Origin of the sequence: Veillonella sp. 3_1_44 (assembly GCF_000163715.1) — a bacterium.
GTDB classification, from domain to species: Bacteria; Bacillota; Negativicutes; order Veillonellales; family Veillonellaceae; genus Veillonella; species Veillonella parvula_A.
On sequence record NZ_GG770201.1, the window covers coordinates 276,587 to 299,201 of the forward strand.

General features: G+C 38.8%; 22 protein-coding genes. 21 read left to right on the forward strand and 1 reads right to left on the reverse strand.

Going from position 1 to position 22,615, the window contains the following annotated elements:
* Positions 1–12 precede the first annotated feature (12 nt).
* The 11 genes from yqeC (at position 13) to HMPREF0873_RS07895 (ending at position 10,909) form a co-directional block, all read left to right on the forward strand.
* Positions 13–771, forward strand: a complete 759-nt coding sequence (gene yqeC, locus HMPREF0873_RS07845) for a selenium cofactor biosynthesis protein YqeC (protein WP_008715366.1) — start codon at positions 13–15, stop codon at positions 769–771.
* Positions 772–777: 6 nt separating this feature from the next.
* Positions 778–1,500 (forward strand): NTP transferase domain-containing protein, encoded by a 723-nt coding sequence (locus HMPREF0873_RS07850; RefSeq protein WP_038125774.1) that lies wholly within the window; start codon positions 778–780, stop codon positions 1,498–1,500.
* Positions 1,497–2,309, forward strand: a complete 813-nt coding sequence (yqeB, locus tag HMPREF0873_RS07855) for a selenium-dependent molybdenum cofactor biosynthesis protein YqeB (protein ID WP_008602932.1) — start codon at positions 1,497–1,499, stop codon at positions 2,307–2,309. Before HMPREF0873_RS07850 ends, yqeB begins: the two co-directional genes overlap by 4 nt.
* Positions 2,293–3,021, forward strand: coding sequence for an XdhC family protein (locus tag HMPREF0873_RS07860; RefSeq protein WP_008602931.1), 729 nt, complete (start codon positions 2,293–2,295; stop codon positions 3,019–3,021). The genes yqeB and HMPREF0873_RS07860 overlap by 17 nt, the downstream gene beginning before the upstream one ends.
* On the forward strand, positions 3,011–3,325 hold the full coding sequence (locus HMPREF0873_RS07865; protein WP_004693881.1) for an XdhC family protein: 315 nt from the start codon (positions 3,011–3,013) through the stop codon (positions 3,323–3,325). Before HMPREF0873_RS07860 ends, HMPREF0873_RS07865 begins: the two co-directional genes overlap by 11 nt.
* A 117-nt stretch (positions 3,326–3,442) precedes the next feature.
* Complete coding sequence (cdaA, locus tag HMPREF0873_RS07870; RefSeq protein WP_004697909.1) at positions 3,443–4,255, forward strand: diadenylate cyclase CdaA; 813 nt, start codon at positions 3,443–3,445, stop codon at positions 4,253–4,255.
* On the forward strand, positions 4,252–5,178 hold the full coding sequence (locus HMPREF0873_RS07875) for a YbbR-like domain-containing protein (protein ID WP_008715369.1): 927 nt from the start codon (positions 4,252–4,254) through the stop codon (positions 5,176–5,178). Before cdaA ends, HMPREF0873_RS07875 begins: the two co-directional genes overlap by 4 nt.
* Positions 5,179–5,394: 216 nt before the next feature.
* Positions 5,395–6,993 (forward strand): NAD(P)/FAD-dependent oxidoreductase, encoded by a 1,599-nt coding sequence (locus tag HMPREF0873_RS07880; protein ID WP_008715371.1) that lies wholly within the window; start codon positions 5,395–5,397, stop codon positions 6,991–6,993.
* 186 nt (positions 6,994–7,179) lie between these two features.
* Positions 7,180–8,532 (forward strand): phosphoglucosamine mutase, encoded by a 1,353-nt coding sequence (glmM, locus tag HMPREF0873_RS07885; RefSeq protein WP_008602925.1) that lies wholly within the window; start codon positions 7,180–7,182, stop codon positions 8,530–8,532.
* 324 nt (positions 8,533–8,856) lie between these two features.
* The gene (locus tag HMPREF0873_RS07890; RefSeq protein WP_004697879.1) at positions 8,857–9,552 is read left to right on the forward strand and encodes an aspartate/glutamate racemase family protein; all 696 of its coding nucleotides are present in this window, start codon (positions 8,857–8,859) and stop codon (positions 9,550–9,552) included.
* A 244-nt stretch (positions 9,553–9,796) separates the two neighbouring features.
* A complete protein-coding gene (locus tag HMPREF0873_RS07895; RefSeq protein WP_008715374.1) occupies positions 9,797–10,909 on the forward strand; it encodes a tetratricopeptide repeat protein in 1,113 nt (370 codons plus the stop codon).
* A gap of 119 nt (positions 10,910–11,028) precedes the next feature.
* On the opposite strand, the gene HMPREF0873_RS07900 is transcribed toward HMPREF0873_RS07895, so the two are convergent.
* Positions 11,029–12,549: a hypothetical protein gene (locus HMPREF0873_RS07900; protein WP_038125775.1), complete on the reverse strand. Its 1,521-nt coding sequence runs from the start codon at positions 12,547–12,549 to the stop codon at positions 11,029–11,031.
* Between the two features lie 524 nt (positions 12,550–13,073).
* Here HMPREF0873_RS07900 and glmS point away from each other — a divergent pair.
* The 10 genes from glmS to HMPREF0873_RS07950 all read left to right on the forward strand — a co-directional run bounded on the left by glmS (position 13,074) and on the right by HMPREF0873_RS07950 (position 22,594).
* On the forward strand, positions 13,074–14,906 hold the full coding sequence (gene glmS, locus HMPREF0873_RS07905; RefSeq protein ID WP_008715378.1) for a glutamine--fructose-6-phosphate transaminase (isomerizing): 1,833 nt from the start codon (positions 13,074–13,076) through the stop codon (positions 14,904–14,906).
* Between the two features lie 56 nt (positions 14,907–14,962).
* Positions 14,963–15,949 (forward strand): tryptophan--tRNA ligase, encoded by a 987-nt coding sequence (trpS, locus tag HMPREF0873_RS07910; protein WP_008715380.1) that lies wholly within the window; start codon positions 14,963–14,965, stop codon positions 15,947–15,949.
* A 36-nt stretch (positions 15,950–15,985) separates the two neighbouring features.
* Complete coding sequence (locus HMPREF0873_RS07915; protein WP_008715382.1) at positions 15,986–16,462, forward strand: hypothetical protein; 477 nt, start codon at positions 15,986–15,988, stop codon at positions 16,460–16,462.
* A 257-nt stretch (positions 16,463–16,719) separates the two neighbouring features.
* Positions 16,720–17,532 carry an amino acid ABC transporter substrate-binding protein gene (locus HMPREF0873_RS07920; RefSeq protein WP_008715384.1) on the forward strand — a complete coding sequence of 271 codons (813 nt, stop codon included), beginning with the start codon at positions 16,720–16,722 and terminating at the stop codon, positions 17,530–17,532.
* A gap of 123 nt (positions 17,533–17,655) precedes the next feature.
* Positions 17,656–18,312 (forward strand): amino acid ABC transporter permease, encoded by a 657-nt coding sequence (locus tag HMPREF0873_RS07925; RefSeq protein ID WP_004693858.1) that lies wholly within the window; start codon positions 17,656–17,658, stop codon positions 18,310–18,312.
* Positions 18,313–18,464: 152 nt separating this feature from the next.
* A complete protein-coding gene (locus HMPREF0873_RS07930) occupies positions 18,465–19,220 on the forward strand; it encodes an amino acid ABC transporter ATP-binding protein (RefSeq protein WP_008715386.1) in 756 nt (251 codons plus the stop codon).
* An 8-nt stretch (positions 19,221–19,228) separates the two neighbouring features.
* A complete protein-coding gene (locus HMPREF0873_RS07935) occupies positions 19,229–20,500 on the forward strand; it encodes a hypothetical protein (protein ID WP_008715388.1) in 1,272 nt (423 codons plus the stop codon).
* A 169-nt stretch (positions 20,501–20,669) separates the two neighbouring features.
* The gene (locus tag HMPREF0873_RS07940) at positions 20,670–21,116 is read left to right on the forward strand and encodes a universal stress protein (RefSeq protein ID WP_008715390.1); all 447 of its coding nucleotides are present in this window, start codon (positions 20,670–20,672) and stop codon (positions 21,114–21,116) included.
* A gap of 192 nt (positions 21,117–21,308) precedes the next feature.
* Entirely contained in the window at positions 21,309–21,599 is a 291-nt protein-coding gene (locus tag HMPREF0873_RS07945; protein ID WP_004693850.1) for a metalloregulator ArsR/SmtB family transcription factor, read from the forward strand.
* Positions 21,600–21,718: 119 nt separating this feature from the next.
* Positions 21,719–22,594: a DMT family transporter gene (locus tag HMPREF0873_RS07950; RefSeq protein WP_232192021.1), complete on the forward strand. Its 876-nt coding sequence runs from the start codon at positions 21,719–21,721 to the stop codon at positions 22,592–22,594.
* Positions 22,595–22,615: the final 21 nt, after the last annotated feature.

A 22,615-nucleotide genomic window follows, 5' to 3' on the forward strand; every position in this document is an offset into this window, starting at 1 on the left:
AGGCCTGGTTCTATGACATCACAAACATCCTATTGGAATCGATTGATTCAGCCGGGAATCGTTGCCCTTGTTGGGGCAGGCGGTAAAACGACTGTGCTTTCAAAACTAGTAGAATATGGACGGCTGAAAGGTCAGCCCATCGTAGTTACGACTACGACTCGACTTTATGAGTCTCAGGTGGCTCATTATGAACCGATTTATACTCGTAATATTAATGAAGCTGATGAGTATTGTACTGACCGACTTTTACGTGGCTATTGTGGTGCGTGGTTCGCTGGAATTACAGGAACAAAAGTAGACTCCTTAGATTGTGATCTCATCGATGGTTTATCCAAGTTACATCCCAATTGGCAAATTGTTGTAGAAGCAGATGGGGCGAAGGAAAAATGGCTCAAGGCACCTAAGATGACCGAACCTGTCATTCCATCTCTTACAAAGACTACGATTGGCCTCGTGAATCTACAAATGCTAGGGGCCCCGTTAGATGATGAACACGTACATAATATCGAGCTGGTTCAAGATATTGTAAAACGCGATATGGGGGCTATTGTAACTCCTCGTATGTTGGCTGATCTTGTTTTGCATAGGCAAGGTTTATTCCAATACAGTAAAGGTAAGAAAATACTATTCTGTACTGGTTATGAAACAGTGCAACATCGCATTATCGATGATTTTATTGATCATATTGTTGATAGTGATATTACGGCTATCATTTTGGCTGATGGATATAAAGCAAGTTGTGAAATCCGTCGCATTATTCAATGTCGGTAGGTACTCATGACTATTATGAAAGCAAATTGTAACACCGCTTTTAGTCCCATGAGAGACCCCATAGACCGTCATCCTTTGCATATTGGCATTGTACTCCTTGTGGGAGGACAATCCAAGCGTATGGGATGTAATAAGCAACTCTTGCCCTGGCGTGGTAAGACTGTTCTAGATGCGGTCTGTGGGGCTCTTCAAGGTGGATGGGGTGGACAGGTAGCTTCTACTGTATCGTGTATGCTACCTTTTGTGGCGGTTACTGGTGATGATCATGAGAAATTAGAACCAATTGTCACAAACTATGGTTTTGAAGCCATTCGAAATGACCATCCTGAACTGGGGCAAGGAGTATCCATAGCGATGGGAGTACGTCATTTGATGAATACGTCACCCATACCGCTAGACGGTATTCTCTGTTCAGTAGGAGATCAACCACTTCTGACGAGTGCTGTTGTACACGAGGTCATTCGTGCATTTAATGAAAACTTTCATCCGGAAACTATCGTCGTTCCACATTATGGGGCAAATTATCACTCGGGAAATCCCGTTCTCTTTGGTTCTCATTGGTTTGATTATTTACAACAGATTCAAGGGGATCAAGGGGGTAAGACCATTATTCATGGTGATGGTAAAGCCCATGTCGTGAAATTATGGATTAGTGATGATATTGGCGACGATATCGATACACCCGATGATTTTGAGCGTTTGAAACATCGTGAAAGTGAGGCATTATGAAACCATTGGTACTTATGCGTGGAGGCGGAGACATTGCTTCCGGCGCTGTATATAGATTGAGACGGGCGGGCTATCCCGTTGTAATTAGTGAAATAGCGATTCCTACCATGATTCGCCGCGAAGTATGTTACGGTAATGCGGTTCATCGTGGAGAAATGATTTTGGAACGTTTTGTTGCTCGTCATGTGTCTCTTAGTGAAGTGAAGGATACATTGGCACAGGAAATCATCCCCGTTGTCACTAGCTCATATGAGGAATTATTGGACACTTTAAAACCAGAGATTGTAGTCGATGCTATTTTGAGTAAAAAGAATCTTGGTACAAAACGGGATGATGCAGATCTCGTTATCGGTGTGGGCCCTGGATTTATTGCTGGAGAAGATGTAGATGTAGTCATTGAAACGATGCGTGGTCATTCATTAGGTCGCTGTATCTATGATGGACCAGCTCAACCTAATACAGGTATCCCTGGAAATGTAGGTGGCTACACTCATGAGCGTGTTATTCATTCTCCAAAGGCTGGACTATTTACAGCAAAACGTCATATTGGGGATTCTGTACAAGCTAATGAAGTAATTGGTTATGTTGATGAAGAACCAGTAAGAGCAAAAATTACAGGTATTCTACGAGGCATTTTAAAAAGTGGGCTCATCGTATCAGATCATTTTAAGTTGGCTGATGTGGATGCTCGTTGTGAAGAGTCTCATTGCTATAGTATTTCAGATAAATCCCTTGCTGTCGGTGGAGGTGTATTAGAGGCTGTTACCGCTTGGGATTATGAAAGGAATCTAGATGGAAACAATTTATGATGTGATGAAAGATCGTCTACAGGTTACTGAAACTACTGTGATGGTTACTGTTCTATCCGGTCCTCGTCAAGGGGATAAGACTATTTATGCTGAAGATGGAAGGGTTCTATACGGAACTCCTATTGAAGGGTTTACTGTAGATAAAGCAAAGCTAAATTCTCTATGCATGGTAGGCGAAATGGAGTGTTTCGTACAACCTGTAGAAAATGATCCGTCAGTTCTCGTATTAGGCGCAGGTCATGTTAGCCGAGCTATTACAGATTTGCTGTTGTTTATTGGATGTCGTGTTACAGTCGTAGATGACCGTCCAGAATATGTAGTTCCTGAATTCTTTGATGAACGTGTCATACGTAAATGCTTGCCTTTAGAAAACTTCAAGAACGATTTACCTCTTGATGAATATACTGGTTTTATCATTGTGACACGTGCTCATGAGTACGATAATATATGCTTAGAACAATTACGAGGGTACTTGCCTACCTATATGGGCGTTATGGGCAGCCAAAAACGCATCCATCACGCTTTTGAAGTGTTGCGTGAGCAAGGATGGACTCAAGATGAGTTAGATATGGTATATGCGCCTATTGGGCTAGATTTAGGAGCTCAAACGCCTGAGGAAATTGCATTATCTATCGTTAGTGAATATTTGGCAGTGGTGCGTGGTAAAAAAGGCGGCTCATTGCGGAAAGGTAGAGTGATCCATGAATCGTGAGTTTATTGAATACCTTAGTGAACGTAAAAACGAAACCTTAGCAGTAGCCACTATTTTATATACCTGTGGATCCACACCTCGTAAAGCTGGTACATCTATGGTTGTATTTCCTGATGGATCTATTTTTGGTACTATCGGCGGTGGCCGTGCGGAAAATGAAATCCGCCTAAGTGCGGTGGACTCTTTGAATAAAAAAGAAGCTCACCGTCGTATCGATGTTCATCTCGATGATGACGTAGCTGTTAAAGAAGGCATGGTTTGTGGGGGCCAAATGGATGTTTGGATTGAAACACAAAACATCTAATAAAAATCTCATTCAGCGTTTGTTTATAAATTTACAGTACTCTCAAAATGAGTTAAAATATAAGGTACAGTCAAAGAATTGATTGTACCTTATTATTTTGTATAAGGAGCTATTTTTATGCATATTGACGCACTTATACATACCTTTAGGCTTCTTGATATCGTTGATATCATAATCGTTGCTATTGGTATTTACTATTTATATAAATTGCTTAAAGATACACGGGCCGTTTCTCTTTTAAAAGGTCTCGTTATGTTGGCAATTTTAAATTTATTGAGTCATCTGTTAAATCTATACGTTATCAACTGGATTTTGCAACAAAGTATGACCGTTCTTCTCTTTGCGTTACCCGTTGTATTCCAACCAGAATTGCGTCGTGCTCTAGAACAATTGGGGCGTGGCCGAATTTTCAGCAAGGCACAAAATGTAAACGAAGAAGAAATGGATATGGCCATTAATGAAGTGATGGCTGCGGCTCGCGTTATGTCTCGTGAACATACGGGGGCACTTATCGTTTTTGAACGTGAAGTAGGTCTCAATGACTTTGTAGATACTGGTATTCTTATCGATGCTGTATTGAGCCGCGAGTTGATTAAAAATATCTTTGTTCCTAGTACACCACTTCATGATGGGGCCTTGATTATTCGTGATGGGCGAATCCGTGCAGCGGGCTGCTTGTTGCCGTTGACTGAGGACCGCACATTGAGTACTGAACTAGGTACACGTCACCGTGCAGCTATTGGCTTGTCTGAGCAAACTGACGCTGTTGTAGTCGTTGTCAGTGAGGAAACAGGGACCATTTCTTATACATATGGCGGTCATATTTATCGCCATTTACCAGAGGATCAAATTAAAGAGGCATTGCGCACCTTTATGGAACGCCCTCGTCAAACCATTACTAGTATGTGGAAATGGAGGGCAAATAAATGATGATTCATTTGAAACGCAATTGGCCTGCTAAATTATTATCCTTGCTAGCGGCTATCGTCATGTGGTTCTTTATTATGCGCGATCAGAACCCTGTGATGGAAGTAACCTATACAATACCTGTTCAGGTTCAAAATCTCAATTCTGGCTATATCATAGAAGATGCACCAGATGTGGTCCGTGTTGTTCTGGCTGGTCCACGTGATACCATTATGTCTATGAAATCAGATAATTTACGGGCTTATATTGATGCATCTGGTGTAAAACCAGGTCAAAATAATGTAACTATTAATTTTACGCCTCCGGCAGGGATGAATCTTGTGGAGGTTAAACCAGATAACATCATCATCAATGTTGATGAATATGCAGAGAAAACGATTCCTGTTGAAATAGTTCCAATCGGCAAGTTCTCTGATGATATTGCTTTGAAATCGGTAACGATTGTGCCGAAAGAGGTAACTGTTTCTGGTCGTAAGCAACAAGTTAATGCAGTGAGCAAGGTTGTGATGAAAGTCAATGTGGCTGGTCAAACGAAGAATTTTAGCGCTGTTAGTACTTTAGAAGCTTGGGATGCGGTAGGTAATGTACTGGATGTACATATTAATCCAAACCAAGGCCAAGCACAATACGAACTCAACTTATTACGTAAAGAAAAGGCGGTTCCTATTACTGTTCCGACTGTTGGTACAGTAGCAGAAGGTTATGAAGTTAAATCCACGTCTGCTACACCAACGCAACTAACAGTTACAGGTCGTGAAGAAATGATTGATTCCGTTACAGAAATACAAACGGAACCTATCGATGTATCGGGTGCTACTGAAACTGTACAGGGTAACTATAATTTAGTATTACCGAATGGAGTTAATAGCAATACCACAACGGTACGGGTGAAAGTAGAAATACAAAAGAAAGTACTTAATGGATGATAAGTTTTTTGTGAGGCTTTGAAATCTTGCGACAAAGACCCTAATAGAGTGAATATTTCTCTATTAGGGCCTTTTTATGATTTATATATTAGCTTTTATAGTAGTGTTGTATAATAAAGATGTATGACTATTTTCTTACTGGTCAAGTGGTAAAGAATTTTGGTCAAAGATTAAAGAAGTAGGCTCACCTAAAAGGGAGGCTTTAATAGGAAAGATATGATTAGAATAATAAATCTCCGCGTGGCTGTTATGGTTAAGTCGGATATCAAAAGTATTGTAGAAAAGAAATATCCCCCGTTACGTGGTGCTATCGAAACGATTCATGTTGTTCGACGTGCCGTAGATGCCCGTAAGAAGCCAAACATTGTTTTTGTATATACCCTATTCATTGAGGTTCATAATGAAGCTCAAGTCATGAAAAAGCTTGGTAAAGAAAAGGATATATCTGTATTTGCTGCAGAAGATCCAGAACCTATTGTTTTTGGGTCCGTACCATTAGCTCATCGTCCTGTAGTTATGGGCTTTGGCCCTGCGGGGATGCTGGCAGCCTTTTACTTAGCTCGTGAAGGATATCGCCCAATCGTGCTTGAACGCGGTCAAGATGTAGATACACGTAGTCATGATGTAGAAACATTTTGGAAAAAGGGCATATTTAAACCTGAATCCAACGTACAATTTGGGGAAGGCGGCGCAGGAACTTTTTCCGATGGTAAGTTGACAACTCGTATTACCCATCCGCGTTTACATGAAATATCTAAATACTTTGTAGAGTTCGGTGCGCCTGAAGAAATCTTATATAAACATAAACCTCATGTAGGTACTGATAAATTGCGTACCATGGTAAAAGCCATGCGTGAGCGCATCATCGAATGGGGCGGTGAAGTCCGCTTTGGTTCTAAGGTAACGGATTTATTTATTGAAAATGACCGTATCGTAGGCGTTGAAGTTAATGGTAGTGAGCGTATTGATACGACTGTTGTTTTGTCTGGCGTAGGCCATAGTGCACGTGACACATATGAAATGCTCTATAAACGCAATGTGGAAATGATGGCAAAACCATTTGCTATCGGTGTTCGTATTGAGCATGATCAGTCTGTAATTGATGAGTCTCAATATGGTGTAGAACCATCTAGTTTGGGCCTCGGTGCAGCAGAATATTCTCTCGTATACCACGATAAAGAATCAGGCCGTACTGCATATAGCTTCTGTATGTGCCCAGGAGGTCAAGTAGTAGCATCTGCCTCTGAAGATGGTGGAGTTGTTGTAAATGGCATGAGTTTATACGCTCGGGATAGCGGTGTTGCTAATAGTGCTATCGTAGTCAACGTAGGTCCAGATGACTTTGGTACTCATCCATTAGATGGCGTCGCATTTCAACGAGAATGGGAACGCAAGGCCTATGAGTTGGGCGGTTCTAACTTCCATGCGCCTGCACAAACTGTAGGACAGTTTTTAGGACTTTCACAAGCACCTAGCGTACAAAATAGTATATATAGCTACGAGCCAGGTGTTGTAAATTGCGATTTACATGATTGCTTGCCATCATTCGTCACATCCGTATTAGAGCGGGCCTTGCCATACTGGGGGCGTCGCATCCGAGGGTTTGATGATCCTGCGGTGTGTATGACAGGCGTTGAAACGCGTACCTCTGCGCCGCTTCGTATGGGACGCAATGAAGAACGCATTTCTCCTACTGTAGGAGGTTTTTATCCTATGGGTGAGGGGGCTGGCTATGCAGGGGGAATTATGAGTGCTGCCCTTGATGGTGCGGAAACGGCCATTTTATGTATGGCAAAATACGCAAAACCTAATTAGTGGGGAATTATACTGATGAATTGAATTACAGTATAGATTCATACTATTTATGTAATATAGATGTGACTTTATAGTAGGTATGCTTTCTATATTATGATATAATACACAACAGTAATTATTGAAAAGATACACACGGTAGATATATAGACTTGTGAAACTTTCACAAATCCTTAGAGGAGGATAATTATGGCTCGTTTATTTGGTACAGATGGTGTACGTGGTGTTGTTAATGAGTTTTTAACGCCGGAATTAGCCTATCATTTAGGTCGTGCGGCAGGAACGCATTTTGGTAAGAAAAAGGATCACCCTACGTTCTTGATTGGTCGCGATACGCGAATTTCTGGTTCTATGCTTGAAAGTGCATTAGCGGCGGGCATTTGCTCTGTTGGTGGTAATGTAGTAATTGCAGGCGTTATCCCAACACCAGCAGTAGCGTACCTTGTACGGCAACAAGGTTTTGATGCGGGTGCTGTTATTTCTGCATCCCACAACCCATATCCAGATAATGGCATTAAATTCTTTGATGGTAATGGCTATAAATTACCTGATGAAGTGGAAGATGAATTGGAAAAATATGTTCGTCAAAGTGCAGATAATGAATTGGCACGTCCTACAGGTGATGGTATTGGTAAAATTGAGTTCAATAGTAACTTGGCTCATTTATATGCTCATTTTGTACGTCACACAATCGATACGTCCCTTGAAGGGTTGACTATCGTTTATGATGGTGCCAATGGCGCAGCTTCCAGTGTAGGTCCGGAAATTTTGTCTGGACTAGGGGCTAAAGTCATCAATATTAACGTGAATCCAGATGGTTTGAATATCAATCATCATTGTGGTTCCACACATATTGAAGGCTTACAAGTAGCCGTACAACAACATAATGCAGACCTTGGTATTGCTAATGATGGCGATGCTGACCGCTGTTTATTGGTTGATGAAAAAGGTCAAGTCCTCGATGGCGATCAAATCATGTTGCTATGCGCCCTTAAGTTGAAAGAAGAAGGAAAACTTAAAGGTGATACCATAGTTGGTACCGTTATGAGTAATATTGGATTCCATAAAGCAGCAGAAGAACTTGGTATGAAAACAGTTTCCACTGCTGTTGGTGATCGATATGTATTGGAATACATGCGTGAACATAATCTTTCCGTTGGTGGTGAACAATCTGGTCACGTAATCTTTTTAGATCACAACACCACTGGTGACGGCATGTTAACAGCTGTTCAAGTGGCAGCTCTTATGAAGGAGAAAAAGCAACCTCTTTCTGAATTGGCCGGCATTATGACAAAATACCCACAAGTTCTTGTAAATGTTCGTGTAGCTACAAAAACTGGCTGGGAAGACAATGACCTCATCAAAGCTGCTATCGTAACAGCTGAAGGAGAACTTGGTGACGAAGGTCGCGTCTTGGTACGTGCATCCGGGACAGAACCACTCATTCGTGTCATGGCTGAAGGTCCTAATCAAGAAGAACTACAATCCCTGTGCCAAGAAATTGCTGATATTATCGGTAGAGAACAAGGGTTGGCTGAATAAAAGTAGGGTGTGAGGCGGCAGAGGAGCTTGCGACGATGAAGCCCACATATCACTTTGTTCCGAGCGTAAGATTTTGCGAAGCAAAATCCACTGCGAGGAACCATCTTTACTGAGATTAATCCTATGAATTTTAATAATTGTGAATCCATTCTACAATTTGATATTAAAGGTATCCCCTCCTATATATGTCCCTTTGCTCCGTCCTACGTAAAGTTGCTGCAGGAACATATATAGGAGGTTTAGAGATGAGTGATATTTAAAATTGAATAATCATAATGAATAATCTTTTTATTTTGGTTTATTCTAAGCTTAGAGGATGAAATTATGAAAACAATAGGTTTAATTGGGGGAATGAGCTGGGAAAGTACGATTACGTATTACCAAGTCTTGAATGAAACTATTAAGCAAGTTTTGGGCGGCTTACATTCAGCAAAATGTATTTTATATAGTGTCGATTTTGAAGAGATAGAAAAGTGTCAAGCAAATGGAGATTGGGTCAGAAGTGCTGAAATTTTATCCGATGCTGCTCAATCTTTAGAAAAGGCTGGTGCTGATTATATTGTTATATGTACGAATACAATGCATAAAGTAGCGGATGAAATAAAAAGACATATTCACATTCCACTTCTTCATATTGCGGAAATGACTGCAGTAGAGTTGGAAAAATCAGGTATTACAAAGGTAGGTCTACTCGGTACCAAGTACACGATGCAACAAGATTTTTATAAATGTATCTTGGAAAATCGGGGGATTCATGTTGTTATACCTAACGAAGATCAAGTCGAACTTGTGAATGATATTATATATAATGAATTGTGTTTAGGTGTTATTTCTAATGAATCTAAACAACAATACTTAGATATTATTGGTGATTTGGTAAAATCTGGTGTACAAGGTGTTATCTTAGGCTGTACTGAAATTGGGCTACTTATTAAACAAGATGATACGGATATACCTTTATTTGATACTACATTGATACATGCAAAAAATGCGGCTTTAATTTCTATTGATAGAGCATAATATAGTTAGGTTTTATTTTGTTCAAGCAACATAACTCTCTATTAGATATTTTATTCATTTTTAGAATATTTAATAGAGGGTTATTTTTATGCAATTAGAATTAGATAGAGGCTAAAGGAAATCTTTTTGTATAGTTTGAATTTATATGAGCGGCGTTATTATAGGTACAACAGTATATAAGTAATAACTTATGTTATTATAAACATATGGTCTAAAACCTGTTCGATGATAGTAAAGGTGTAATATGAAAGTTGCTATAAAAGAGTATTGGGAAAATCTTAAAGTAGAATATGAAGCTACATATAATGCGTCTATATTTAGTGATTATGATGTGCTAAAGCAATACGCAGAGCGTTTTAGAACGTATTTAATTACTTTGATGTGTGAGTATTCTAATGATGTGGATGTGGTCTGTACTTTAGCAACTGTTGAACAGGTGTTGAGGGATGAGAAAAATTCAATAGAACTATTGGAAGGGTTCCTTGAAGCTTATACTAATGAACTTAGTGATACTGATAAAGCGAGAATTTACACTAATTTGGCTTTTTATTATAACGATGAGGGGAGTATAAAAGAATATGACTATCTATCAGCAGCTGTAAAGTTAGATTCTCCATATATAGAGACTTACAGAGGGCTGGCTTTATATCATTTTTCCTCTTATGCAGATAAGGGTTCAATAGAGGCGTTGAAGAAAAGTTTATGTGCCTTTGAAAAGGGAAGAATAGTATCCAACGATTATGAAATGAACTTTGGCTATGCAGTGTGTTTGTTTGAGCTTAAGAAATATGAGAAAGCAAGGGCCATTTTTGAAGAGTTATTAAAAAGCTATCCCAATAGAATGAAATTACTAGTTTGTATTGTTTATTGTGATGTGTATTTAGGTAATAAAAAGCAAGACCTTGATCGTTTGAAGCAAATTAAGCTTGGAGGTGATGTAGCATATCATTTAAGTAACGATGAAGTTTTTGAGTTTGATATCATTGACGTCTATTTTATATTAGATGAGTACAGCCTATTCTTAGACGAATGTGAAAAGGCTAAAGAGCACTGTGATTTAAGTGATGGCCCTTATTACTTTGGTCTTTGGATTATGAATCAACATGATATGTTCCATCGTGAAGTGGACAAGCAGCGAAATGAAATATTGACATGCATTGAAGATGCAAAAATGGACGAAGACTTTGATAGTGAAGAAGAAAAGCAGGAATATATCAATAGTTGGGAAGATGATTTAGAAAATCTAAATTTGTTGGAACATAAAATTAAAGATGAAAACTTTAAACCTACAGTTGAACTAAAACTATGGCCAATATATGGTTGCTATTTAATAGACTGTTTAACTCATAATTTTTAATCTGCTTATTGGTAGATTTATATAAAGATGATTTATATATTTAAACTGATATACAAGTAAGTTTAACAAATTAAAAGCACTACTTTGAATTGCAATTATTTAGAGTAGTGCTTTTGATATTATTTATCAGCCACAACAAGTTTATATCCATTCAATTGAATGTTACTGCCGGTTGTGTCTTCGTTGCTCAAGGATTTTACATAGCTGTCGCCAGTGAGTATCCAATTGGAGTCTTTGCTGAGTTTCACTGTTACTTCTTTAGCCGTATTGTCTGTGTTTACAGCACCTACAAGGCTAGATCCATTTGTCATGTCAAGAGCGATGGTACTGATTGAATCGGCCATAATATTACCGCTTAGTTCTTGATTAGATGTGCGGAGTGTGAGGTGACCGCCGTTCTCACCAGTTTTTCCCCAACGGGAGTCAGCAGCTGCTTTCACTAGGGTAGATGTGTTCGGCATAGAGATTGCATTGTTAGAAAGGTCTACTTCAGCAGTGGTGTTGTTTACATAGAGGAACGCACCTGTAGCGTGAGTTGTGAGTGTGTTATTCTCTGCTTTCAGACGAGCAATACCGCTTTCAGCATCACCAGAGAAGCTTTGATATAGCATGAAGCCATTATCTTTGTAGCCTGTTACATTGGAGTTTGTAAGGGTTATGGAGTTTTTACCTTCTACGACGCCAATTTCACTGTTATTCGCTATGCCGTTGACATTGTTTACCATAATATTACCCGTGGAGTAGATAACAGGACTGCCTTCGCCAGATGTGGTGAGTTTTGCTGCTTCTGCGGTGATAGTGCCTTCTCCGCGATCTGTAGCAAGTGTAGCGGAGTGAGCCCCTTCAGTAGTGATAGTTAGGTTTTTGCCATTTACAGTACCTTTGTAAGTAGCATCTAAACCACGAGAGGAATCGCTTTTGGTGTGAATATTAGTATTTTCTACGTTGATAACCGAGCCTTCGCCAGTGGCAAAGACTGCATTAGAACCTTTAGAGTTAGATGTAATATTGCTACCTTTGATGTTAATTTGGCTACCCTCGATACCGAGGACTACTGCATTTTGACCACGGAAATTGCTGTTGTCATCGCTTGTAGTGTCGCCTGTTTTATCGAAAACGCTATTTTCAATATCAATTACCGCTTTATTTTTACCGATGAAAGCATTCTGATCAGCCGTTGTGTTTGTCATCGATTCGTGAGCAATGGATTTGTTTTCTGTAATGATAGTTGTGCCTTTAAAAGTACTAGGATCTACTTCAACTTGTGGTGCCATCCCATTATGGGCTCCATTCTGCATAGCTGTTGGAGGCATACCGTTAGGAGTGCCAGAAGGAGGATTTCCATTTGGAGGCATTTGGTTAGACGTGCCTGTAGGGGAGTGACCGGCAGGTGGTTTGCCGTGAGGTGCACCGTTTGGAGATGTGCTTCCTTGTGCGGATGGTACTGTTTTGGTTTGCTCTGTTGTGGTTACAATTGCGATGTTAGTGTTAGGCTGAGTTTCTGCTGCTAAGGTTGGAATGATAGCTAACGTTGATAGGGCAGCACCAAGGACTGCAGGTAATACCCAACGGCGTAACTTTCTATAGGACAAACTATTTTTTCTATTTTTATGTTTCTTTTTAATCGTTGTTTTATTCATGATTAATATCTCCCAAATTATATACATACATTTTGAAAATACAACAAAATCTAATTGTGTAAAATTTAGAATGATAGAAGTATAATTTCTTACAATGAAAAGGACGTGAAGCATAGAAACAATCTTTTTTATTCCTTTTGAATTATCTGAGGTGGTTTACTTTTTATCGATTTTTTTAGTATAATATACCTCAGTACATATTTTATTTTGTACTGATTCTGCCATATATTACAGAAAGGAATTCCGAATTCGTAAAGGCGAATAGCGCAAGTACCCACGAAGGCAGTCGTTAGGGTAGACGAGGTGAAGAGTGATCGAGTCATCAGCGGATGCTCTTCCGGCATATTCATGTCGTAACAGGTATTAAAAAGCCCATCGGTAACGATGGGGACAAAGTATATCTGAATGAATTGTATTGAATTAATAATTAATACATTAAATAGAATATTAATCTAGAACATTAATTAGTTAGCCTTAGTTTTTGCTGGGGCTAGAAATACCCCCAGTTATAGGAGGATATACTCATGTGCGGTATCGTAGGATACATTGGCTTTAATCAAGCATCTGATTTCTTGTTGGACGGTATGGCAAAGTTAGAATACCGTGGTTATGACTCTGCAGGTATTGCTGTTATCGGCCCTGAAAATGTAATTAAAATTCAAAAGAAGGTTGGCCGTCTTGCTAATCTTGAGGCAGTTGTGAAAGCAGATCCTAATGAAGGAACTGTAGGCATTGGTCATACACGTTGGGCTACACACGGTCGTCCATCCGATATGAACGCCCATCCTCATGCATCTGAAGATAGTAAATTTGCTGTTGTTCACAATGGTATTATTGAAAACTATATGCCTTTAAAAGAAGAGCTCATCGAAAAAGGATACCATTTCAAATCCGAAACGGATACTGAAGTAGTAGCTCATTTATTGGCAGATATGTATGATGGCGATTTCGTAGGTACTGTACGTCGCATGCTCGCTCGTGTTGATGGTGCGTATGCTCTTGAAATCATCTGTGCTGATGAGCCAGACAAAATCATTTGTACGAAAAAAGAAAATCCATTGGTTATCGGTCTTGGTAAAGGCGAAAACTTCGTTGCATCCGATATTCCAGCTATCATTAATTACACACGGGATACATATATCTTAAGCGATGGTGAATTAGCTATCGTAACTCGCGATAATGTATCCGTATTTGACCGTGAAGGCAAACCTGTTGATAAAGAGGTATTCCATGTAAATTGGAACGCTGAAGCAGCAGAAAAAGGCGGTTATGAACATTTTATGTTGAAAGAAATTCATGACCAACCTAAGGCTGTACGCGATACATTTGGTACACATATTTCTGAAGACGGTAAGACAGCTATCTTTAATGAGTTGAATTGGACTGCTGAAGATGTGGCAGCTTTCAATAAAATTCTCATCGTTGCATGCGGTACTGCATACCATGCAGGTCTTGTAACAAAACAATATATTGAAAACTTGGCGCGTATTCCAGTTGATGTGGAAATAGCATCTGAATACCGTTACAGCAACCCGTTGACTGATGATAAAACATTATGTATCGTTATTAGTCAATCTGGTGAAACATCCGATACATTGGCGGCTTTGAAAGAAGCTAAGCGCCTTGGTGCCAAATCCTTGGCTATTACTAATGTTGTTGGTTCCAGTATTTCTCGTGAAGCGGATAACAAAGTTTACACATGGGCTGGTCCTGAAATTTCTGTAGCGTCCACAAAAGCGTACACTACTCAATTAGTAGCGGGCTTGTTATTCGCCGTATACCTAGGTCAATTAAATGGTAAATTAAATCCAGCTTTAGCCGAAGAAATTCTTAGCGGCGTTAAAAACTTACCATCCTTGATTCATGAAATCTTTGAAGTAGACGAAGATATGAAAGCCTTTGCTAAACATTATGGCTTCAAATCTGATGCATTCTTCTTGGGCCGTGCTATCGATTATGCAGTAGCGATGGAAGGTGCTTTGAAGTTGAAAGAAATTTCTTACATCCACGCTGAAGCATATGCTGGTGGCGAATTGAAACATGGTACATTGGCTCTTATCGAAGAGGGCGTACCTGTTATTGCATTGGCTACACAAGAGGATGTTTACGATAAGATGATTAGCAACATCCGCGAAGTAAAAGCTCGTGAAGCTATTGTAATCGGTATTGGCATGAAAGGTGACGAAGAATTATCTAAACACGTAGACCACACAATTTATGTGCCTCGTGCGAATAAATTTATCGCTCCAATCTTAGCGGTTGTACCATTGCAACTATTGGCGTATTATGTAGCAATTACACGCGGTGCAGACGTAGACAAGCCACGTAATTTGGCTAAATCTGTAACCGTAGAATAATATATAACCAACAGTGCTTCGGCACTGTTGGTTTATTTCAATATAGGGAGACTATTATGGCAGTTATATTTTCCGGCATCCAACCAAGTGGGGAGTTAACACTTGGTAATTATTTGGGGGCTTTACGTAATTTCTTAGACTATCAAGATACTGATGAATGTTACTATTGTATCGTTAACCAACATGCGATTACGGTACCGCAAGATCCAAAAGAATTATTTCAAAACACTCGTAATTTGGCTGCATTGTACCTTGCGGTTGGCCTTGACCCTAAAAAGGTAACATTGTTTGTTCAATCCGAAGTACCTGAGCATGTTAAGCTCGGTTGGGTTATGCAATCTATTAGCTATGTTGGCGAATTAGAGCGTATGACTCAGTACAAGGATAAGTCTCAAAAGCAAGGGGATTCTATTCCAACTGCATTGCTTACGTATCCACCGTTGATGGCGGCAGATATTTTGCTATATGGTACGAATTATGTTCCTGTAGGGGAAGACCAAAAGCAACATCTCGAGTTGACTCGTAATTTAGCAGAGCGTTTTAACCGTAGATTCGGTGAAACTTTCGTAGTACCTGATATCAAGGTCGGAGAAGGTGGCGCTCGCGTTATGAGCTTGCAAGAACCAACTAAGAAAATGAGTAAATCTGATGATAACCAAAATGCTACAATCCGTCTTTTGGATGCACCAGATTTAATCGTGAAAAAGTTGAAACGAGCTCAAACTGATTCTGATAATGCGGTTCGCTATGATAAAGAAAATAAACCTGGCATCTCTAACTTGATGGGAATCTACCGTGCTATTACAAAAGACAGCTACGAAGCTATCGAAGAAATGTATGCTGGTAAGGGTTACGGTGTATTTAAATCCGATATTGCCGATCTATTAGTAGCAACCCTTGAACCAATTCAACAACGTTACAATGAATTGATTACAAGCCCTGAACTGGATGTAATCCTTGATGAAGGGGCTGCTAAGGCGCATGCTAAAGCAAGTGCAATGTACCGTAAGGTAGAACAAGCTATGGGCTTGTGCCGTAAATAAAATCATATAGTAGACTTTCAATTTGTGAGGTAAACCATGACGAAACAAGAGGCGATGGAACGCTTTTCATCAGGTGCCGTACAACAGAGCTTAGAAATACATCGCGGTATACAGTGGACCGGTCGCATCATCGGTCTAGTTGCGTGTGCGTTGATTGTAAAATATATGCCTTCAGACTGGGCGGAACGTGTATGGTATTATCTGTTGTTGCTCGTGATATTGTGGACCCTTCATAGATTAGGTGAAAGTCAAGCTTTTATCTGTGAAAAGGGCCTCGTGTTAAAACGCAGGCCTTTTTCTGTGAAAGAATACTTTTACAGTTTATTCTATGGGGATGAATATTTCGTCTTTGTTGATTATGAGCATATTATTGGATTCACTGAGGAATGGCGTGAGTTGCAAGCGATGAATGGTCATGGTGGGATCTATGTGATACCACTTGATCTGCATCAGGTGGCGTACAAGGATAAAATGGCGATGATTGAGGCCATTCATAAACATACGCAGTCATAAAGTATAAGTACGTAGCGTCATACAATATAGGCATACAGAAATATAAATATAGGACTACAGAAACATAAAGCAAATGAATCTAGAATCATAAACTATATATGGAGAGTCTGTAAAATAAAAAATGTAAAATTCATCGAATTAACTATTTACAACTTTAATGAACTAAAGTATAATACAATCATTAAGTACGGAATCTAAATCTGTATTGAACATGTTATTAAGTGGTAAATAGGCGATAATCGCTGTGGAGGATAGTTATGAATTGGAAAAAGATGATGGCCGTTGGCCTTGCAGCCGTATCTATGATGGCATTTGTAACAGGTTGTGGCGGTGACGCTAAAAAAGCTAATACTGAATTGCCTAAGAAAATTGTCATTGGTTTAGATGATAGCTTCCCTCCAATGGGCTTCAAAGATGATAAAGGCGAAATCGTAGGTTTAGATATCGATATGGCTAAAGAAGCGGCTAAACGTGCTGGCATGGATGTAGAATTTAAAGCTATTGACTGGTCCAGTAAAGAAGCGGAACTAAAATCTAAAAAAATTGATGCTTTGTGGAATGGCTTAACAGTTTCTCCTGAGCGCGAGAAAAATATTTTGTTCTCTAACACATATATGAAGGATAAACAATACATCATTGTTCGCAATGACGATGACTCCATTAAAGGTAAAGCTGATTTAGCTGGTAAGGTAGTAGGGGTGCAACAAGCTAGTACTGGTGAAGCAGCATTGCAAAACGACCCAAGCGGTAAGACTGTTAAGGAGACAAAATCCTATGCGGATTTTGTAAGTGCATTTATGGATCTTGGTATTGGTCGTGTTGATGCGGTTATTGCTGATGGTGTAATCGCTCGTTATCTTATGACAAAAGAACCTGGTAAATACAAAATCGTAGAAGGTACTGACTACGGCGTTGATAATTTCGCTGTTGGTTTCCGTAAAGATGATACTGCTTTGCGTGACAAAATTAATGGTATCTTAGCTGAAATGAAAAAAGACGGTACTGCTGATAAAATTGCTGAAAAATGGTTAGGCTCAGGCGCAGACTTAGATAAGAGCGATGCTAAATAGTACAATTCGTGATATACTAATAGTACTATGGTCAGTAGGTACAACTGATAATTAAAGAACGAAATGTACACTAGAGAAGCGGCCAGATGGCCCTTCTCTAGTCGTGTTTTGAAGGAGTCTTTCATGTTAGATTATTTATTGCAGATTATCCCAACTATCGCTGATGGTTTAAAGGTAACCGTATCGCTATTCTGTATTGTATGGATTTTATCTATTCCTGGTGGCATTTTAATGGCTATGTTACGCCTATCTAAATTGCCTTTAGTAGATAAGCTTGTCGATGCTTTCGTATATTTAATGCGGGGCACGCCGTTGATGCTACAAATCTTATTCGTCTATTATGCATTACCAATCATCACAGACGGTGCCATTCAAATGGATGATGCCACGGCAGCAGTTCTTACCTTCGTATTAAACTATGCAGCTTATTTATGTGAGATTTTCCGTGGGGGCATTCAATCTATCTCTCGAGGTCAGTACGAAGGGGCGAAAGTGCTTGGTTTTACCTATGCACAAACTATGCGTAAGATCATCTTGCCACAAATGTTTAAACGTGTATTGCCTCCTCTTGCGAATGAGACGATTAACTTATTGAAAGATACATCTCTTGTATATGTATTAGCGATGAATGATATTTTGCGTATTACAAAATCTATCGTACAACGTGACTTTGATATTTCTGCATTCCTCGTGGCAGCATTATTCTACTTGATCTTTACCTTTATTTTAACGAATATCTTCAACTACTTAGAACGAAGATTTGCTGTATACGAAGATTAATCTAATTCTATGATAGTTTGTCGTATGTAATGATGTAGCTAGTTTTATAGTTGAGATACTTTTATTTGATGCTATAGATGTGATTTTGTAGATGAGATATCTTTACTTGAGGTGTTGGTTATATACTTAATATGACGACGTAAGAGGTACTTATGACATTTGTAAATATGGAGCGTATTGAAAAACGCTTTAATAATCAATCAGTATTGCGCGATGTGTCGCTTAAAATGAATAGAGGAGAAATCGTTTCTATTATTGGACCTTCTGGCTCTGGTAAATCCACATTTTTACGCTGCTTGGGCCAGTTAGAAACGATTGATGGAGGCTCTATTACCGTTGATGGTACGGTTCTTGCTAATACTGAAAATGGGGTTGTAAAATACGCTTCTCCTCAAACTCAGCATGAATTATTGCTTCGTATGGGGATGGTATTCCAATCTTTTAACTTGTTCCCACATATGACGGTATTAGATAATATTATGATTGCTCCACGTATGGTAAAAGGTATGAAAGATGATGAAATCTCACCGATTGCAGAGCAACTACTCAATAAAGTAGGGTTATGGGAAAAACGTAATATGTATCCATCTCGCTTGTCTGGTGGTCAGCAACAGCGTGTAGCTATTGCTCGTGCGTTAGCGATGAATCCTGAAATCATGCTCTTTGATGAACCTACATCTGCTCTCGATCCAGAGCTTACTGGTGAGGTTCTTAAAACGATTAAACAATTGGCGGACGATCACATGACGATGATTATCGTAACTCATGAAATGAACTTTGCTCGTGAAGTATCGGATCGTGTTATCTTTATGGCTGATGGTGTTATTCAAGAAGAAGGAACACCAGAACAAATTTTTAATCATCCGCAGAACGAAAGAACGAAAGCGTTTTTGGATAATATGTTATAGGAGGTTCTATGAAGTTACGTTTATTTGCGGCAACCTTAGCTGTTATGGCTTTGGGAACGACTTCTATTATGGCGGAAGGTTTACAGAAGACGCCTGATACACCTTTATCTATTGTGGAATCTCAGAAGGATTCCGCATCTATTTTGCCAGAACAATACAAATCCTATGCTACTAAGATGAACACGGTGGTAAAGGATTATAAAAATGGTTATATGTTCTCGATTCCTTGGCGTGTAGCTGATGGTGTTATGCTAGATATGGATGTGCGTAGTGAAAGCGAACATATTCAAGGGTATTCCTTCAATTTAGCGGGCCCTACGCAAGAGGATTCCTATACAGTATCTTTTACTAAGCGTAATAATACACCACAAGAAGGGGTATCTCAAAAAGAATGGAATACAACTTGGTATGGTGTACCTATTAAGGGCATGTCTAATGAGGAGTATTTGAATATTTGGCGCCAACATAGCAATAACTTTGAACATAATGATATTATTGGTGGGTTCTTTACTAAGAAAGGTGCAGTTTCCGCACGCTGGGATAAGAGTACACCAAAATCTTATGCGGACATGACATCTACAGAGCCGGTTCAGTCTGTATTTGAAGCAGAATTTATCATGGAGAAAGATCCAACTCATCGGTACAATTTGTCTAGTACCTATGCTCCTGTTCGTGCAGAGTTTATGGAGCTAGGTTTGATGGAGCATACAATCCCATCCTTTGAATTGATCAATAAGCGCGGCTCTAATGCTATTAAAGGGGTAAAAAAAATATTAACCGGCACAAGCGATATCAGTGTTGCAGAAGGCATCAAATTTACCTATCCGAAAGGCTTTACCCGTCTTAATGAAAAGGGTAAGATTGCTTTCACTAAACATAATGTACGCCTCGACATTGAGTCCTTTACAATCCCAGTACAAGCTGTTAGCTCCGGCATGCCAACTATGATGGCTAAGCAAATGCTTGGTGATTATTATCTTAAACAATTGGTCGATGTGAACAAGGCCACGATTACTCGCTATGAAACGCATATCATTGACGGTAATGTGATGTTCTATTTGGCGGGACATATGAAAAATCCAAATACGTCTGATACATCTGTAGCGGAACCAGTATCCTTTGGCGCAACAATTATTCTTGGCAATGAAGGTAATGTGGCAGTAGCTCGAATGATTGGTCCATCCGGTAGTAATCTTGCTACTCAGGAACTTATAGATATATTAGATGGCTTTAAATTGACTACTACACTCAATACAAACCAATCGTCTCAAGTTCTTTAATATACGCATAATATTCTTTTATTTGTATAATTCTGTACGATTTGTGCTATAATGTAATAAATCCTCAGAAAAAAGAGGAGTTTTCCTTGATGGTCTAGAATATATTAGTATAGGCTAAACGATATTTGATCATATCCCCTTTGAGGGATTAGGAATAGGAGGGGTTATTATGGTTACCTACAAAACTATTGTCGTACCTACTGATGGTTCTGAAAATGCTAAACGTGCGTTGGAACATGCTCTCGCTGTAGCGGATCGCAACCAAGCTGAATTGATTGTTGTTCACGTTGCAAATATTGTGTCTGCTATTTCCAATTTTGATCAAACACCAATTTCTGGTGGATATGTATCTGAGCAAATTGCTGAGGATATGGAAGAAACTGGTAAGGAAATTCTTAATGATGTAGTGAAAGAAATTCCTGCAGGCGTAAAAGTTAAAAGCATATTTGAAGTTGGCTCCCCTGGACCTGCACTACTTGCAGTGGCAAAAAAATATAATGCTGATCTCATCGTAATGGGTAGCCGTGGTCTTGGCCCTTTGAAAGGCTTATTCATGGGTAGCGTAAGTAGCTATGTAACTAGCCACTCCACTTGCCCTGTATTAATCATTAAATAATTTATATCTTATATCTTATATAGATATGATAAAAAAAGAGACTTTGGTTTCTCAAAGTCTCTTTTTTATGTTAAAAATGATATAATGTCTATATGTATGCCATACATATTGGTGTTATACGTTAAGACGTATCGATTAGTGACATAGAAGAGCTACAAAAAAGAATGGATAGGATTAAAAAAGGGGGATTATATGACCGACAAACAAGAATCATTGCTGAAGCTAGCAGAACTGTTTAAAATCTTGGGTGATCCTACACGCCTTAAAATAGTAGAGCTATTACTAGAAAATGAAATGTGTGTTAATCACATTGCAGAAACCATGGAGATGGGACAATCTGCTATTTCTCATCAATTGCGTGTATTGCGCCAAGCACGCCTTGTTACATATCGTAAAGATGGGAAAACAGCATACTATTCTCTAAACGATGATCATGTTGAATGTTTAGTTCGCATGGGGATGGAACACGTAGCTCATCAATAATTTAAATTTTTTATAATGAACACATTTCGTCCTACTTAGGATGAAATGTGTTTTTATATTTTATATATTTTATTTGAGTTGTATTTGATTATGGAGAAGTATATAAAGTGAATCTGTTAATGAAAAATATAGGAATATTAGTGGTGTTTTTAGCTACTGTATTCTTATCAACAAAATCTATATGGGCAAAACTAATTTATTTAGATTCACTGAGCCCCTTAAATGTTCTTGTGTGTAGGGCTGTTTTATCATTACCTTTTTTTCTTATACCAATGATTCGCTTTGATTGGAATAGCGTGAATAAAAGTAAGGTTTTTAAATACTCATTTTTGGGGGCTATTCTTTATGTATCTTCATCTATAACGGACTTCATAGGATTATTATATATATCTGCCTCATTAGAACGTGCTGTTCTATTTACATTTCCAATTTACGTTTTTCTGTTATCATCAGATTTATCACGCATTACATTTTCAAAAGTAGTTTTAATTGTATCTACTGTGCTAGGATTAGCAATTATGTTTAATCCTACCGTTGATAACCACCTTACAGATACTTTAATAGGCATTTCACTAGTCTTTCTTTCTGCAATCTTTTGGGCGTTGTTTATTATTTATAGTAAGAGGGCTGTTTCGAATATTAGTTCTACTATTTTTACCAGTACTTATATGTGTATAACTACAGTACTTTTACTTCTCGGCTTTATAATTGATAGCAAAAATTTTACTACATTTTCAACACTCCAAACACATACTATGATTTATTTAGTATTTTTGGCCATTTTTTGTTCTATCATTCCTTCATACTTGATGTCTTTTGGTCTTAAAAGAATTAATGCATCTCTTGCAGCCGTTATTAGTGCAATGGGACCAATAGTTACTTTAGCTTTAGATGTAGTTATTCTTAATCATAATTTAGCCTTGAATGAAATTATTGGTGCTATAATTGTTACAGCTTGTGTAACTTGTTTAACAAGGCTAAATGCTAAGGCATAAAAAATCACTCATAGTCATATG

Excerpts from the sequence above, each read along its gene's own strand:
- HMPREF0873_RS07920 (WP_008715384.1), top strand. The coding sequence starts at position 16,720 with ATGAATTGGAAAAAGATGATGGCCGTTGGCCTTGCAGCCGTATCTATG.
- HMPREF0873_RS07880 (WP_008715371.1), top strand. The coding sequence starts at position 5,395 with ATGATTAGAATAATAAATCTCCGCGTGGCTGTTATGGTTAAGTCGGAT.
- glmM (WP_008602925.1), top strand. The coding sequence starts at position 7,180 with ATGGCTCGTTTATTTGGTACAGATGGTGTACGTGGTGTTGTTAATGAG.
- HMPREF0873_RS07915 (WP_008715382.1), top strand. The coding sequence starts at position 15,986 with ATGACGAAACAAGAGGCGATGGAACGCTTTTCATCAGGTGCCGTACAA.
- HMPREF0873_RS07950 (WP_232192021.1), top strand. The coding sequence starts at position 21,719 with ATGAAAAATATAGGAATATTAGTGGTGTTTTTAGCTACTGTATTCTTA.
- HMPREF0873_RS07890 (WP_004697879.1), top strand. The coding sequence starts at position 8,857 with ATGAAAACAATAGGTTTAATTGGGGGAATGAGCTGGGAAAGTACGATT.
- HMPREF0873_RS07945 (WP_004693850.1), top strand. The coding sequence starts at position 21,309 with ATGACCGACAAACAAGAATCATTGCTGAAGCTAGCAGAACTGTTTAAA.
- yqeC (WP_008715366.1), top strand. The coding sequence starts at position 13 with ATGACATCACAAACATCCTATTGGAATCGATTGATTCAGCCGGGAATC.
- HMPREF0873_RS07860 (WP_008602931.1), top strand. The coding sequence starts at position 2,293 with ATGGAAACAATTTATGATGTGATGAAAGATCGTCTACAGGTTACTGAA.
- HMPREF0873_RS07940 (WP_008715390.1), top strand. The coding sequence starts at position 20,670 with ATGGTTACCTACAAAACTATTGTCGTACCTACTGATGGTTCTGAAAAT.
- HMPREF0873_RS07930 (WP_008715386.1), top strand. The coding sequence starts at position 18,465 with ATGACATTTGTAAATATGGAGCGTATTGAAAAACGCTTTAATAATCAA.
- HMPREF0873_RS07875 (WP_008715369.1), top strand. The coding sequence starts at position 4,252 with ATGATGATTCATTTGAAACGCAATTGGCCTGCTAAATTATTATCCTTG.
- HMPREF0873_RS07850 (WP_038125774.1), top strand. The coding sequence starts at position 778 with ATGACTATTATGAAAGCAAATTGTAACACCGCTTTTAGTCCCATGAGA.
- yqeB (WP_008602932.1), top strand. The coding sequence starts at position 1,497 with ATGAAACCATTGGTACTTATGCGTGGAGGCGGAGACATTGCTTCCGGC.
- HMPREF0873_RS07925 (WP_004693858.1), top strand. The coding sequence starts at position 17,656 with ATGTTAGATTATTTATTGCAGATTATCCCAACTATCGCTGATGGTTTA.
- trpS (WP_008715380.1), top strand. The coding sequence starts at position 14,963 with ATGGCAGTTATATTTTCCGGCATCCAACCAAGTGGGGAGTTAACACTT.
- HMPREF0873_RS07895 (WP_008715374.1), top strand. The coding sequence starts at position 9,797 with ATGAAAGTTGCTATAAAAGAGTATTGGGAAAATCTTAAAGTAGAATAT.
- cdaA (WP_004697909.1), top strand. The coding sequence starts at position 3,443 with ATGCATATTGACGCACTTATACATACCTTTAGGCTTCTTGATATCGTT.
- HMPREF0873_RS07900 (WP_038125775.1), bottom strand. The coding sequence starts at position 12,549 with ATGAATAAAACAACGATTAAAAAGAAACATAAAAATAGAAAAAATAGT.
- HMPREF0873_RS07865 (WP_004693881.1), top strand. The coding sequence starts at position 3,011 with ATGAATCGTGAGTTTATTGAATACCTTAGTGAACGTAAAAACGAAACC.
- glmS (WP_008715378.1), top strand. The coding sequence starts at position 13,074 with ATGTGCGGTATCGTAGGATACATTGGCTTTAATCAAGCATCTGATTTC.
- HMPREF0873_RS07935 (WP_008715388.1), top strand. The coding sequence starts at position 19,229 with ATGAAGTTACGTTTATTTGCGGCAACCTTAGCTGTTATGGCTTTGGGA.